This is a genomic window from Acinetobacter sp. YH01021, from assembly GCF_013420255.1.
Classification (GTDB): Bacteria; Pseudomonadota; Gammaproteobacteria; order Pseudomonadales; family Moraxellaceae; genus Acinetobacter.
In genome coordinates, this window is the sequence record NZ_VOYO01000026.1 from 1 (window position 1) to 14028 (window position 14028).

General features: G+C 41.4%; 12 protein-coding genes. 5 read left to right on the forward strand and 7 right to left on the reverse strand.

Annotated features, from left to right (window positions below; genetic code table 11):
• Positions 1-382: 382 nt before the first annotated feature.
• Positions 383-556 carry a hypothetical protein gene (locus FTT86_RS13590; protein WP_004281965.1) on the reverse strand — a complete coding sequence of 58 codons (174 nt, stop codon included), beginning with the start codon at positions 554-556 and terminating at the stop codon, positions 383-385.
• A 312-nt stretch (positions 557-868) separates the two neighbouring features.
• Here FTT86_RS13590 and FTT86_RS13595 point away from each other — a divergent pair, with 312 nt between their 5' ends.
• The 4 genes from FTT86_RS13595 (at position 869) to pnuC (ending at position 6203) form a co-directional block, all read left to right on the forward strand.
• Positions 869-1030 (forward strand): hypothetical protein, encoded by a 162-nt coding sequence (locus tag FTT86_RS13595; protein WP_180181362.1) that lies wholly within the window; start codon positions 869-871, stop codon positions 1028-1030.
• A 1124-nt stretch (positions 1031-2154) separates the two neighbouring features.
• Positions 2155-3360, forward strand: coding sequence for a phosphotransferase enzyme family protein (locus tag FTT86_RS13600; RefSeq protein WP_180087471.1), 1206 nt, complete (start codon positions 2155-2157; stop codon positions 3358-3360).
• Positions 3361-3400: 40 nt separating this feature from the next.
• Positions 3401-5605 carry a TonB-dependent siderophore receptor gene (locus FTT86_RS13605; RefSeq protein WP_180087469.1) on the forward strand — a complete coding sequence of 735 codons (2205 nt, stop codon included), beginning with the start codon at positions 3401-3403 and terminating at the stop codon, positions 5603-5605.
• Between the two features lie 28 nt (positions 5606-5633).
• Entirely contained in the window at positions 5634-6203 is a 570-nt protein-coding gene (gene pnuC, locus FTT86_RS13610) for a nicotinamide riboside transporter PnuC (RefSeq protein ID WP_180087468.1), read from the forward strand.
• Positions 6204-6380: 177 nt separating this feature from the next.
• On the opposite strand, the gene FTT86_RS13615 is transcribed toward pnuC, so the two are convergent.
• Positions 6381-7892 (reverse strand): aldehyde dehydrogenase family protein, encoded by a 1512-nt coding sequence (locus tag FTT86_RS13615; protein WP_180087467.1) that lies wholly within the window; start codon positions 7890-7892, stop codon positions 6381-6383.
• 201 nt (positions 7893-8093) lie between these two features.
• Between FTT86_RS13615 and FTT86_RS13620 the strand changes: the two genes are divergently transcribed.
• The gene (locus FTT86_RS13620) at positions 8094-9275 is read left to right on the forward strand and encodes a transcriptional regulator (protein ID WP_180087466.1); all 1182 of its coding nucleotides are present in this window, start codon (positions 8094-8096) and stop codon (positions 9273-9275) included.
• 505 nt (positions 9276-9780) lie between these two features.
• Here FTT86_RS13620 and FTT86_RS13625 read toward each other — a convergent pair.
• From FTT86_RS13625 to FTT86_RS13640, 5 genes are all read right to left on the reverse strand, one after another.
• Entirely contained in the window at positions 9781-10953 is a 1173-nt protein-coding gene (locus FTT86_RS13625; RefSeq protein ID WP_071850974.1) for an iron-containing alcohol dehydrogenase, read from the reverse strand.
• Positions 10954-11208: 255 nt separating this feature from the next.
• On the reverse strand, positions 11209-11481 hold the full coding sequence (locus FTT86_RS16270; protein WP_306669620.1) for a hypothetical protein: 273 nt from the start codon (positions 11479-11481) through the stop codon (positions 11209-11211).
• Positions 11478-13037 (reverse strand): PepSY domain-containing protein, encoded by a 1560-nt coding sequence (locus FTT86_RS13630; RefSeq protein WP_180087465.1) that lies wholly within the window; start codon positions 13035-13037, stop codon positions 11478-11480. The genes FTT86_RS16270 and FTT86_RS13630 overlap by 4 nt, the downstream gene beginning before the upstream one ends.
• Positions 13038-13040: 3 nt before the next feature.
• The gene (locus tag FTT86_RS13635; RefSeq protein WP_004647796.1) at positions 13041-13322 is read right to left on the reverse strand and encodes a hypothetical protein; all 282 of its coding nucleotides are present in this window, start codon (positions 13320-13322) and stop codon (positions 13041-13043) included.
• A gap of 42 nt (positions 13323-13364) precedes the next feature.
• Positions 13365-13976 carry a DUF4198 domain-containing protein gene (locus FTT86_RS13640; RefSeq protein ID WP_004647798.1) on the reverse strand — a complete coding sequence of 204 codons (612 nt, stop codon included), beginning with the start codon at positions 13974-13976 and terminating at the stop codon, positions 13365-13367.
• Between the last annotated feature and the right edge of the window lie 52 nt (positions 13977-14028).

Sequence of the window (14028 nt, forward strand, 5' to 3'; positions counted from 1 at the left end):
TGAACCGCTCTTTCTCTGATTTCAGGGGTATATTTTAATTTTGTCATCGGGACACTACGCTTCGCTACGTCTTGCGAAGCAATGCTTCTCATCTCAGAATATTGACTCTCCGACAAACCCGGTACGGCTCAACGTGCAAAAGTCAGTCCTTTGAGAATCAGCTTTCATATTGCATCTATTGGCATTCTGAATATATTAAGATTCGACTCTTTAGACTCCGCAGGTAATTTACCTAAACATTTAGAAAGTTTACTGGAAAAATCTAAGAGATATGTTTTGCCTGAGAGGGGAGTGAGGAGTTGCCCACGAGTTGTGAAAGGGACACCACAGAAATACCCAAGAAAATGCCAGTCAATTTCTTAACTGACCGGCATTACTTTAATTAAGGGCTTTCAGATGATTCAGATTTTTTGTCTTTCTCATTTCCATAATCTAAAGCAACCTGTTGCGCTTCGGCGGCGGCAGTTGCTTCTATTGGGATGGATTCATCTGCAATAGCTACTGTTCCAGTAAATCCAAATAAGCTCAGGATTAGAATCTTTGAATACTTTTCCATCTGAATTTCCTCTATGTTTGTAAAACTTAATTTCAGTCTAGAGGCTAAGTTTAAATTCCGATGTATGAGCTATGTCTGCGTATGTAAGATATTCAGGATCCAAGTTATAGAACCTTGGGTTTATGTAAGAATACTTATCGGATGAGTTTTTTTGTAGCGTTAATTGGCCAAATACAGACCGATTTTCTTAAAAATTTTTTATAGCGAAGATAATTTAATGGCAAATGATAAAAAGAGCATATCAATGGTCAACTGCGGTAATCCCCCTATAATAAAATCCAAGAAGACATAAACGATATGGAACCAGGTACGATGAAATGGATCAGCAATAATATTGAGTTAAATGACATGCAGGGTGTCCATACTTTCTTATTAAGTTTAGAAGAAGAAGGTGGTGTTGATATGATCGCAGTAGGTCATGAGTCTTATATAGGACATCGCCCAGTACATAAGGTTAAGTTTGAAAAGAATTAGCACCTCCTCTGAGAGATTATTCTTTACCAGCCCTATCTTTGTAACATCCAGTAATTTTTTTGTAACCTTATTGTTATTTATTGTTCACTTTGTTTATTATATAAAAGATGAAAGGTGGAGAATTTAAGATGCTCACTAAGGTCGAAGCCATTGTGATTTCACTAATGGTAATTGCATTAATACTCATTATTTATGAAATGGGACAAGGACTTAATTGGACTTTATAAACGCTTTCTCAGTTTAAAAAAAGTCCTCAATTGATGGCATTAATTTATTTATCAGAAGTTTCAGAATTTTGATCTTATACTTGGCTGACTAAAGATGAATAATATCTATATTGGTGATATTGTTTACCTAGTTTACGGTAGTCATCCAATGATGGTTGAAAAATTGCAGGATAATTTAGCTACTTGTATATGGTTCAGTGATAAAAAACATTTTTTCCGTGAGAATTTTCCCTTAAATATCTTAATAAAAAAAACCTAATTCAACAAAATATACCTGGGCGAATTCAAAGCTCATAGTGTACAGGTCATTTCGACCATGGCATGTGTTACTGATCTGAACAATGAATCACTGGTAGAATTTTCTGCTGATGAACATGGATTTAAAGAGCTACTTAGTGAAGTCATGAAAATGAATTACGGTGCATTTTAAAACTATGTTATCGCTTGAACTGAGGATCAGAAAGCTTGTTTGAATCGATATATTTCATCCATAGATTATGCGCGAATGCTAAGAAATCTGTAGTTCGAATATTAACCCAAAAGAAGATCATTTTTTAATTTATGCGAGAGATCTATTTTATTTTTATATTTATAAGGCTAAACTTGCCTCCAATTTAATACTGGTATGTACCACTTAATTTTAGGACGTACTTTAAATATTAGATGGTGTTTCAAAAAGTATGCTAGTTAATTCTGTCAATACAAAAATTGAAAAGAAGTAAATTAAATTCATTATATTTTTAATGCTTTATGAGATTTAAATTATGGTTAAAATATAGTCAGCATACTTTTTGAAACACCACCAAATATTAAATGTATTTAAAAATACTGTTTGCATGTTCGCCTAAACGATGATTTTCCATTACCACATGATGATCTGACTCAGGAATATTGATGATGACCATAGTTACCGATGATTTAGGTCATGGTATGGGCAATGCCTGGGAAAATAAAGACTGGGCACATATTTCTGATCCAGAATTACAAAGCCTGCAGCAGCACTATTCCTGTTTACAAGGTCATTTTCAGATTTTGTGGTGTAGTCCCCGGCCATTTTCATCTGCGGCGCTGGTCAAGGTGGAGCAGGATTTTGTGAGCAGGGATGAAGCAGTCGCGCATCAGTATTTGATTAAGCGCAGCCATTGTTCCTTTCGTCGTGCCCGCGATATTTTACAGGAGCATGCCGTTCTTCAACATTTAGCCTGCAAGGAAATTCCTGTTGCAGCATTGATTAGATCAAATCAAGGTCTGACCGCTTTAGAGCTAGGTGACTGGACCTATGAAGTCTATGCAAAAGCAGCCGGTTTAGATCTGTATGCAGATCAGCAATCCTGGAAACCTTTTTTCTATGCTGAACATGCCGCCAAGGCAGGAGCTTTACTAGCCAGACTACATCTGGCGATGCAGGATTTTCCCGAACAGCAGGGCAGATCAGCATCTTATTTGGTTTCCAATCAGCAGCTTTTAGACAGTGAAAATATCATTACAGCCATTCAACAGCGCATTGCAAACAGTTCAGAATTAAGCCGTTATTTTGCCGATAAAAATTTAGATTCTTACTTTTTAGATCGAATCTTACAGGTTCACCAGCGTATTCAGCCTGTATTGCAACAGGCAAGCAAAATTTGGACCCATAACGATTTACACGCTTCTAATCTGTTTTGGTCAGCGCCGGATGCCAAAGCTGAAATTACTGCCGTAATTGATTTTGGTTTATCTGACCGAAACTCTGCACTTTATGATCTGGCTGTGACGATTGAACGTAATTTCATTGATTGGTTGGAATTAGAGCAGAGCCCACATATTCAGATTGATGAAGCTGGTTTAACCGCCTTTCTACATGCTTATTTTTCTGAAGTACATCCACAAGAAGATTTTAGTATTTTGCCAGAACTACTGAAAATCGTGCATTTGGATTTCGCTTTTTCAGAGCTTGAGTATTTTGTGGGTATTACCCACAACCTCAACCATGCAGATGCGGCTTATTACGACTGGATTATCGGTCATGTGGACTGGTTCTTTGGCGAACAAGGTCAACAATTTACCCAGACCTTAACCCGGCTCATTCAAGATGAATTGCAATCTTCTCAATGCTCTTTCTAAACCCAGCATCATCACCCACTTCACAGACATAAGGTTTCGTATGAACACTCGTCAACTCAAACAGAATGTATTAATCCGATCTTTAAATATGATCATTCTGTCGCAGCTGTGTTTAGTCCCGCTGACTTATGCTGAAGACGATGTTCAAAAGCTTGACACGATTGTTATCACAGCCGATCAAAGCATTCCTTACTCGAGTGCTAAAGTGAATGTTGAGGGATTTGCTACGGACAGTCTGCAAAAAATACCTGCATCGGTCTCTATTTTGACTGCTGATCTCATTGCTCAACAACATGCTCGTGTGCTAAGCGATGTTATAAAAAATGATGCAGCCATCGGTGAGGGCTATGCTGCAATTGGCTATTATCCAAACTTTGTCTCGCGTGGCTTTGCACTCGATTTGGCATCTAGCTACCTCATTAATGGCAATGTGATTCGTGGTGAACAAAACGTCGCACTTGAAAATAAAGAACGTGTGGAAATTTTAAAAGGCATGTCCGCGATTCAAAGTGGGATGTCGACCCCGGGTGGGGTTGTGAATTATGTCACCAAGCGACCGAAAGATATTCAGGCACTGACATTCTCGGCCGATCAACACGGCCAGTTTTCAGTGGCAACTGATCTGGGTGGTTTTTGGGGTGATGAGCAACAATTCGGATATCGCATCAATCTGGTGAATGAACAGATTGAGTCTTATGTCGATCATGTGGATGGCGAACGTTATTTAGCTGCGTTGGCACTTGATTGGAAGATGTCAGCGCAATCCACAGTAGAACTTGATCTTGAAGCACAGCGTTCCGAACAAAAATCAGTGCCAGGTTATCAATTACTGGATGGCAAAGTCCCACAAAATGTGAAATGGGATCGATTGCTGGGTTATCAGAATTGGGGCAAACCGGTCACGATCGATAGTCTGAATAGCAGTTTAAAATATAGCTATGCTTTGAATAGTGACTGGAACCTGGGACTCGTTGCAGCCCACAGTAAATCCAAGGTTGATGATTATTCGACATTTGCTTGGGGATGTTATGCCACGTTATGTGAATATAGTGGCTTAGGTAACACCTTTGATGCGAATGGTCATTACGATATTTATGATTTTCGTAACCCTGATGAGACCTTTAAAACCAACCAATTTAAAGTCAAATTGGAGGGGGTGATTGATACCAATTGGGCGCAACATTATCTAAATTTTGATATTACGCAAACCAATAAATCTCGTGATCGATATCATGGGTTAAATAGAAACATATATACACATTTATACGAGTACCCAGAGGACATAGATATTGCAGGTAATATTTATGAGGATCCACTCCAAGTAGAACAACAACCAGGTGATATTGGTCCTTATTTTAAAGCTTTAGACAGTAAACAAACTGCATTGACGTTTCTTGATCGTATTGAATGGAATGAACATTGGACCACTTTGATTGGCGGAAAATGGATCGAGCTGGATGAACAAGCATATGATGCAGATCGGGTAAAAGTCCGCGATACTGATTTAGGCAAATTTTTACCGCAATTTGCGATCAGCTATAGCCCCTTGGAATCGACTACCGTCTATGCCTCGTATGCTAAAGGCCTGTCAGATGGAAAAACAGCGCCTTGGTTTGCAGAGAATGCGGCTGAAACCCTAGCACCGATCTATTCAGAGCAATATGAAATTGGTTTCAAACAACAGATCCATGATTTCCTGTTGACTGCAGCCGTTTTTGATTTACGTCAGGACAATCAATATAGCAAGCCGATTTCAGGACTTCGCTATTTTATTGCGGAAGGCGAACAGCATAGTCAGGGCCTGGAATTAGGACTAAATGGTGCATTAACCGACCATCTGGCCTTAACTTCATCTTTAGCCTTGATCAAAGCCCGTTTAGAAAATGTTGAAGCGGTTGAATATGGCCATCATCAAGCGCAAAACGTGCCAAAAGCTCGTTTCGCAACACATCTTCGCTATAACGTACCGAGCATTGCAGGTTTCACTGTTCTGGCAGGTGGTCAATACAGTTCCAGCAAATATGCCAACAAAGAGGGTGCTGCGAAAGTTGCAGGTTATAGTGTGGTTGATTTAGGCGCTGCTTATCAATTTAAGCTAAATACGACCGATGCATTGCTGCGCTTGAATATTAATAATCTGTTCAACAAGAAATACTGGCGTGATGCAGGTGAATTTTTGGGTGACGATTATTTATTCTTGGGTTCGCCGCGTACAGCAACCTTGTCATTCAATCTGAACTTCTAAATTGGCTGCTTAACCAGGTTATATTGCTATGGAAAATATAGAAATTGCAGCGTTCATTTTAAACGTTTTAGGTGTCTGGTTGACCTCCAAACAATATAAAGTCTGCTGGTTGGTGAATATTATCGCTGTATTTTCATATATGATTATTTTTTATCGTGTCAATTTATTTGTAGACGCAGCATTACAAGCCGTATTTATCTTGATGCAACTGTATGGCTGGTATAGCTGGTCGAAGAAAAATCATGACCAGGCTATCACCGTGCAGATTGGCTATTTGAATAAAAAAATCTGGGTATATAGCCTGATTGTGGGTATCGTCGCGGGTCTGGTGATTGGCGCCTTATTTGCTCATTTCACCGCAGCGTCACTACCTTGGTTGGATTCCATGTTAGCCTCTTTTAGCTTGGTGGCAAGTTATTGGGCGGCAAAAAAATATATTGAAAGCTGGGGATTATGGTGTGTTCTAGATGTGATTTATGTTGGCATGTATAGCTATAAGTCACTGTATTTAACAGCCGTACTTTATTTTATTTTTATTCTTCTGGCACTGAATGGCTGGAGAATGTGGCAAAATCTTTATAGAGTGAAATTATCTTGAAATGACACTATTGCAAATAGAAATTTGAGGTGATGCTCTTTCCTTTAAAAAAAGTATTTATAGACTAAAAACTTTATTTGAATTGGCCGCAGCTTGAAGATGTTGCTGATATTTTGTGAAAGCTAGCTACCATACATTCAAAGCGAACCGAAGTTCGCTTTGAATGTATTTCACTTCTTAAAAGAACCCGGCTGGTTTGGTCGAATAGCTGACTAGCAAGTTTTTAGTCTGCTGATAATGATCCAGCATCATTCTGTGATTCTCACGCCCAATCCCTGACTTTTTATAACCGCCGAAAGCCGCATGCGCAGGGTAAATGTGATAACAGTTGGTCCAGACCCGACCCGCCTGAATGGCACGACCGGCACGATAGGAGGTATGCGCTGAGCGTGACCAGACACCGGCACCGAGTCCATAAATCGTATCATTGGCGATCTTGATCGCATCATCAAAGTCTTTAAAGGTGGTCACAGCCAGTACAGGCCCGAAGATTTCTTCCTGGAAGGTCTTCATGTCATTGGTGCCTTTAAAGATGGTCGGTTCAATATAGAAACCTTGACCCACTTCATGACGTGCTTCACCACCGGTCAGGATCTGTGCGCCTTCTTCACGGCCAGTGGCAATACAACCCAGAATCTTGTCCTGCTGTTCCTGTGAGGCTTGCGCACCAATCATGGTGTCGGTATCTAACGGATGACCAGTCTTAATCCGTTGCACCCGCTCTACTGCACGCGCCAGAAATTCATCGGCAATACTTTCCTGTACCAAGGCACGGGAAGGACAGGTACAGATTTCACCTTGATTCAGGGCAAACATGGCAAAGCCTTCCAGAGCTTTATCCAGATAATCGTCTTCCTGATCCATAATGTCAGCAAAGAACAGATTCGGTGATTTACCGCCAAGTTCCAGCGTTACCGGAATAATATTTTCAGTTGCATACTGCATGATCATTTGGCCGACGGCGGTTGAACCGGTAAAGGCAATCTTGGCAATACGGGGATTGGTCGCCAGTGGACGGCCAACTTCGACTCCGTAGCCATTGACGATATTCAATACGCCTGGTGGCAAAATGTCCTGAATCAGTTCAGCCAGTACCAGAATACTGACCGGAGTCTGTTCCGCAGGTTTCAGTACAATACAGTTGCCTGCAGCCAGGGCGGGTGCCAGTTTCCAGGCGGCCATCAGAATCGGGAAATTCCAGGGAATGATTTGTCCGACTACACCAAGCGGTTCATGGAAATGGTAGGCAATCGTATCTTCATCAATTTCGGAAATGCCGCCTTCCTGCGCACGAATACAGCCGGCAAAATAACGAAAATGATCAATGGCCAGTGGAATATCGGCAGCCAGTGTTTCGCGGACCGGTTTGCCATTGTCCCAGGTTTCTGCCACAGCCAGCAGTTCCAGATTTTGTTCCAGACGATCTGCAATTTTTAGCAGGATATTGGAACGGGTGGTCGGCGATGACCGGTTCCATTGTTCCTTGGCTTTATGCGCTGCATCAAGCGCCAACTCAATGTCTTCTACAGAAGAGCGCGGCACTTTGGTAAAGACTTTGCCATCTACCGGAGAGATATTGTCAAAGTATTCACCTTTGACCGGAGCGACCCATTCGCCGCCAATGAAATTATCGTATTGTGCTTTAAAATGAACTTTTGAATCAGGTTGATTAGGATCGACGTAACGCATATGTATTTCCTTTGCTTATTTTCGTATGGCAAAACCGCTTCTACAGCTTTGGTATAAGGTACTTCTGCATCTTATTTGATTAATATAACTGGTATAAGGTTGGAAAAAGGTTGGAGCTAGCATGTTCACGATATTTTCATCCATTTTAAAAAAATAACGATTACAGCGGATGTAAATCATGAATTGTTGTGAGAATAAGGAATGATGACAAAACAAGATTTGATGGAAAAAAGGCACAATATCGATCAGCTTCGGCAAAACAGCAGTTTGTCTCCCTTACATGCAGAACAGCTGGGACAGAGTATTGCCAGCTCCTGGCAACGTTCATCCTCGGCTGAAATCCCGAAGAATCGTTTAGCAGCACCGCTGACAAATATAAAAAAGACCACTTCTTCTTTAACTTTAGCCTATGCTCTACGCCATTGTGCACAAGACTTGAAACATATTGCCGAGCAATCTTCTATGGTGCTGGCGGTCGGAGATATCGGCAGCACCATCATTTGGGCAGCTTCTAGCCCACAAATGCAAAGTGCCGCAGAAAGTGTACATTTTATTGAAGGTGGGCAATGGCGCGAAGAGCTAGTCGGAACCAATGCATTGGCATTATCCTTAAAAACTCAACAATCCAGCTGTGTCTTTTCCAGTGAACATTACATGTCCTCCATTCATGATTGGGTTTGTTACGCTGCCCCGATTATTGATCCCTATTCAAAACAGGTCTTAGGTGTCATTGATCTGTCGACTACCTGGCCAAAGCATAACAGTTTAGCACTACTAGCTGCGGAGCGCTGTGCTACGATCATCCAGTCGGCTCTACTAGAATGCCAGAAGCAGCGCCTGTTTATTCGAGCTTTTTCAGTACCTCAAGTGCTGTTTAATGGCAAAGTGCTGGTTCTGACTCCTCGACAGATTGAAATTCTGACCATTCTAGCCTTATGTCCGCATGGTCTGAGTCTAGATACCTTGCATCAAGCCTTATATGGCGAGCGCAAGGTCAGTATGGGGACTTTAAAAGCAGAAATGTCACAATTACGCGATTTATTAGGTGGTATGCTGGGTTCCAGACCCTATCGTTTATTGGCGCATGTAGAGGCTGATTTTTTAATGACAGAGCAATCTTTAGATGCTGGGTATATCGATTCAGCCTTGAAATTATGTACCGGCGTATTTCTGGCCAAAACAGAAAGTCCATTTCTATGCGCCTGGAGAGATTGTCTGGAATCACGCCTGAGCGATGCCATTTTCAAGGCTAATGAAACCGATGTCTTGCTGAAACATGTGGCACATTTTCCTGAAGCGATTGATGCTGTAGAACGCCTGATTGAACTGATGCCCAAAAACCATCCCGTTCATCAGACTCTGTTAAAATATAAAAATCTTTAAAGCTGATGTAACTGTCGGTACAAAGCTAAACAGTTAAAATAGGAATATTCTGGAATATTAAGTATTATCCTTGCTTACTGTGAGTTTACTTATTAATTTAGACTGAACCTGATCCTAAAATTTTTATCAGTGGCTACCCAGTTTGCCGTTTGCCTAGATGCTTGATATCAGCTACGCTCACCTTCATGTCATTTGAAGGACGCGCAATTTATTCCTCAGGGATCAAATATAATCGTAAGATAATACGCTATGAAATTTTATTTGTGGCTAGAACGGGCTAAAAAAATAGTGGCATTTTTCTACCATGGGATTAATGTCGATATTCATAATGAAGGGGACTTCATAAAAAAGAAACACCCCCCGCTTTTATCCTCTTATGAAGGCAAAAGGATCAGCCAGGAACAGGAAAATGCATGTCTGCTCTTGGCACACTTCCTCAGGAAGTGAAACAGGGGCTGTTAAAAATGTAAGTCAGATACTTGGAGAGAATACTTACATTGAGGTACTACATCGCCGCTTTAAAAATATCTACCACTTGGGCATGGTTGGCTTTACGTGGATTGGTCAACATGCAGGCATCTTTTTGTGCATTTTCCGCCATGATGGCCAAGTCAGCTTCTTTTACATTCAATTCCGTCAGCCCAGATGGAATACCAATTGAAGCCGAAAGCTGACGAATGGCGCCAATCGCTTCATAAGCTGCTCCAGTTACGGTTAAACCTTCTGTATTCACCCCCATCAATTGGGCAATTTTGGCATAACGTTCAGGACAAGCAATCAGGTTAAATTCACAAACATGGGGGAGCAGAATTGCATTACAAACACCATGCGGCAAGTTGTAGAAGCCTCCGAGCTGATGTGCCATCGCATGCACATATCCTAAAGAGGCGTTGTTAAAGGCCATTCCGGCAAGATATTGGGCATAGCTCATGGCATCCCGTGCTTCCAGATTATCCCCATTCGCCACTGCCAGGCTAAGCCATTCGCTGATCATGGTAATCGCCTTTTCTGCACAGGCATCAGTGATTGGATTTGCTGCCGTAGACACATAAGCTTCTACTGCATGCGTCAAGGCATCCATACCTGTTGCCGCAGTCAGCCCTGCAGGTTTGGCCAACATAAGTTTAGGGTCATCAATCGCAATGAGTGGTGTACAACGCCAATCTACAATCGCCATTTTCACATGGGTATCGGTATTGGTAATGATACAGAAACGTGTCATCTCCGAAGCTGTCCCTGCCGTAGTATTGATTGCAATCAGTGGTGTCATCGGGACGGTACTTTTATCAATCCCTTCATAATCACGGATATGTCCGCCACCTGCAGTGACTAGACCAATGCCTTTGGCACAGTCATGTGAGGAACCCCCACCTAACGATACAATAAAATCACAGGCATTTTCATTATAAGCTGTAACTCCATGATGCACGTTAATATCAGTTGGATTGGGTTCCGCGCCTGGGAAAATATAACTGTCAACACCCGCCTCTTTCAAATAATTTGCAATATCATCTGCAACACCAAATTTAAACAGCCCCGCATCAGTTACAATCAGCGCTTTCTTGGCACCTAAATTTTGTGCTTTTATCCCGATTTCTTTAGCACAGCCCGGACCAAAAAGTGAAACACAGGGAATATAAAAACCGTTAGTTTGATCTGAAATATTTTTAAAAGCCATGGCGTGATTCCTTCTACCATTAATTGATTATTTTATCGGTGACCCTCACCGTAATATAAGTATTGGATGAAGTTAAAAAGAATCCTACCTACCAAATACCTACCAATTTAAATTTCTGATTCTAGCCAAAATAATGAATCTGAAATATTTAAAAGTAGGTTGCCAAGGTTTAGCAGATACTGGGTAGATTGGTTCAATAGAGGGCATGTAAGTAGCGCACTAGGCTGTTTACTACTTTCTGATTTTAAATAAATACTAAAATGCTTTATTCATTTTTAAGATAAAGATAAAAAGTACAGGGCTTAGAAATACCCATAGAGCCACAAAGCTAATACTGTAGCTAAACCGGGTCCGTAATAAAACCATTACGACGAATAAGAAAATACCTGCAGCGAACTTAGTGTACGTAGGAAAATTCGCTAAAAAAGCGTACCGAGATTTTCGGCTTTTTACGATCTGCTTTTCACTCACCGCATAAAAACCAAAACAGCTTAGCCATAAAAGCCCCATGATTGCGATCCATATCATATGGAAGACTCCTGCTGTACGGCTTTCAGTTTGGTCTGGATTTTCTTAATAGCCTTTTGCTGAATGGGCGTAATTTTCTGGTGTAACAATAGGGCGAGAAGTGCCAAGGTCCATAACATCAGATCAATACGCAAAAAAGGCCAATAAGTCGCAAAAGAATCAACATATTGCTGGGAAACTAAATAATAAATATCAATCAGGGGAATTATAAAGGCAGTACCAATCAGGATTTTAAGCTGAATTTTCCATAAATATTGCTGCGGTGTTAAACATGCCAGAATGAAACTGCCGAGCCAAATACTGAAAAAACTATAAATCTCATAATTTGGTGCACCTACAGGGATGCTGATAAAACGATTCGCATAGAGATATCCCAGCATGGCAATCGGCAAGCCAAGTATCATGGTGATATTCAAGCGGTTCACTAAATAGTGTCCGAGATGAAACCGCACTGATTTTTTCTGCATTTGGCGTTTCAGGCTCCACAGCAGCAATCCGGATGCAATCATTGCGCAGCCTAATATGCCGGAGAAAAATAACCCTAAACGTAAAACAGGTTCGGCAAAACGTGCCATATGCAAGCCATATATGCCGGCATTGAGTGTGGCAATTGCACTTTCATTTCGTGTACGTTCAAGCAATTTTCCGGTAGCTGCATTTAAAATAAGCTGTGCTTGATTTCGGGTAATGGAATGATCTTTGAGTTGGGTTAATGTTATTTGTGCCAGCTGGGTATTGGGCTGCTTGACCGTGATATTGTCAAATTCCGCATCTCCCCAGTGTTGCTGTGCCGTGGTGATAAAATGTTGAATTGGCAGCATCTGCGTTTTCACAGGAACTGAGTGGGTGGCTGATGTATTGATTGTGCGAATTTCTTCAAAATATTGAAAGGGATTGTCTGGATAAAGTTTTTTCATACCGGAAGGCAGCACGATATAAAAGAAAATCGCCAACCCGGTAAATGTCATGGTCAAAAAGAACGGCAGGGCAATCACTGAACTGACATTATGAAAATCCAGATAAGAGCGCTGTCCTTTAAAGGCTCTTAGGGTAAAAAAGTCTGTCAGTATTTTTTTATGGGTAATAATTCCTGAAATCAGAGTCAGTAACATGATAAAGGCAGCGACCGTCACAATGAGGCGACCGATGGTGTAGGGCATACCATAGAGCTGAAAATGAAAATTATAGAAAAAATCTCCCCCTTGTGTGGCTGAAAGCTGTAATTCTTTTCCTGTCGAAGCATTCAGGGTTTTGACTTCATAGCCACCATCCGCTTTTTGCCAGTAGACTTTATTCACCGGTGAATCTTGATTGGCGACTCCGATATACCAGTTTTGGGCGTCCGGTGCATGCTGCTGTAAATAGCTGTAAGCAGATTTTAAGGCAGTTTCCTGATTGACTTGTATTGAGGCAAATTCAGGCTGCATCCATATACTGATTTCATGCCGGTAATAGGTGACCGCGCCTGTTAAAAAGATCGCGAAGAGCAGCCAGCCAAAACTTAAACCTAACCATGAATGTAGCCATGCCATGGATTGACGGACAGATTTATGCATGGTTTAACCTATGAAGCGGGAGATGGTAAATAAGCTAAGGAAAGGAAGCAGGCTATAGACCGAAAGCTTTTTTAAACTCTGGATACAGAAGATGCCAATCACAAAACAGACATAAAAAATCAGGGCAATAACGGCGGCCAAATAGACGGATTCTGCTTTGGGCAGAAAAGCCTGTAGAAAGTAAGCCAGATCGAGTGCGATCAAATAACTGCACAAGTAGCCCATCCCAAAGCTCATGCCTAAGCGATAGAAAATGGCGAGTGGCTGCACTACAACAGACATCATATTTGGCCTTGAATAGATCTATACTGATGAAAATCTAAAAACTTAATAAACAAAACTTAAAGTCGTTACCAGATACTGTTTTTTATAGGCCTGCTGATTCAATTTTCCGGCCTTGTCTGCTTCTTTGCCAACTTCAATGACATATTGACCTTTCCATGGCGTGGCGATCGTAATCTGGCCTTGGCCGTTGGTGGTGTATTTTTTTAGCCAAAATTGCGGGGAAAAGACTGTGACTTCAACATCCGCAGCAGCTTTACCCTGATACAGTACCGTAAATGTATTGCTGTTGATCTGGGTCGGGACAATATCCAGTTCGGACTCTGCTTTCAAGTTTTGTCTGCCGGATTTGGCATGATAGCTCAGCAATGATTCTCCATAGATCAATTCATGAGTGAGCTGGACATCGGTCTGGCCTTGGGTTGCATAGAGCAAATGATCCTGTTGCATTTGAGGACTAAATGTTTTTTTGGCCTGAACGGCCTTTGCCTGATTGAAAGACTTGAGGGCACCTTGCTGCGTTTCTTTGAGCTGTTCACTATATTCACCAAAGAACGCATGAGTCTGCTGATTTGTGCCACGTTCTAGCCAAAGCATATGCGCCTGAGCTGAAAGTGTCATAGACAGTCCAAGGGTCAAAGCGATCATTTTTTTCATTTGTTTTACCTATTTTTGTGTATGTAGTGATGATTTAGCCCTGAACATGTCG

Excerpts from the sequence above, each read along its gene's own strand:
- FTT86_RS13590 (WP_004281965.1), bottom strand. The coding sequence starts at position 556 with ATGGAAAAGTATTCAAAGATTCTAATCCTGAGCTTATTTGGATTTACT.
- FTT86_RS13595 (WP_180181362.1), top strand. The coding sequence starts at position 869 with ATGAAATGGATCAGCAATAATATTGAGTTAAATGACATGCAGGGTGTC.
- FTT86_RS13600 (WP_180087471.1), top strand. The coding sequence starts at position 2,155 with ATGACCATAGTTACCGATGATTTAGGTCATGGTATGGGCAATGCCTGG.
- FTT86_RS13605 (WP_180087469.1), top strand. The coding sequence starts at position 3,401 with ATGAACACTCGTCAACTCAAACAGAATGTATTAATCCGATCTTTAAAT.
- pnuC (WP_180087468.1), top strand. The coding sequence starts at position 5,634 with ATGGAAAATATAGAAATTGCAGCGTTCATTTTAAACGTTTTAGGTGTC.
- FTT86_RS13615 (WP_180087467.1), bottom strand. The coding sequence starts at position 7,892 with ATGCGTTACGTCGATCCTAATCAACCTGATTCAAAAGTTCATTTTAAA.
- FTT86_RS13620 (WP_180087466.1), top strand. The coding sequence starts at position 8,094 with ATGATGACAAAACAAGATTTGATGGAAAAAAGGCACAATATCGATCAG.
- FTT86_RS13625 (WP_071850974.1), bottom strand. The coding sequence starts at position 10,953 with ATGGCTTTTAAAAATATTTCAGATCAAACTAACGGTTTTTATATTCCC.
- FTT86_RS16270 (WP_306669620.1), bottom strand. The coding sequence starts at position 11,481 with ATGATATGGATCGCAATCATGGGGCTTTTATGGCTAAGCTGTTTTGGT.
- FTT86_RS13630 (WP_180087465.1), bottom strand. The coding sequence starts at position 13,037 with ATGCATAAATCTGTCCGTCAATCCATGGCATGGCTACATTCATGGTTA.
- FTT86_RS13635 (WP_004647796.1), bottom strand. The coding sequence starts at position 13,322 with ATGATGTCTGTTGTAGTGCAGCCACTCGCCATTTTCTATCGCTTAGGC.
- FTT86_RS13640 (WP_004647798.1), bottom strand. The coding sequence starts at position 13,976 with ATGAAAAAAATGATCGCTTTGACCCTTGGACTGTCTATGACACTTTCA.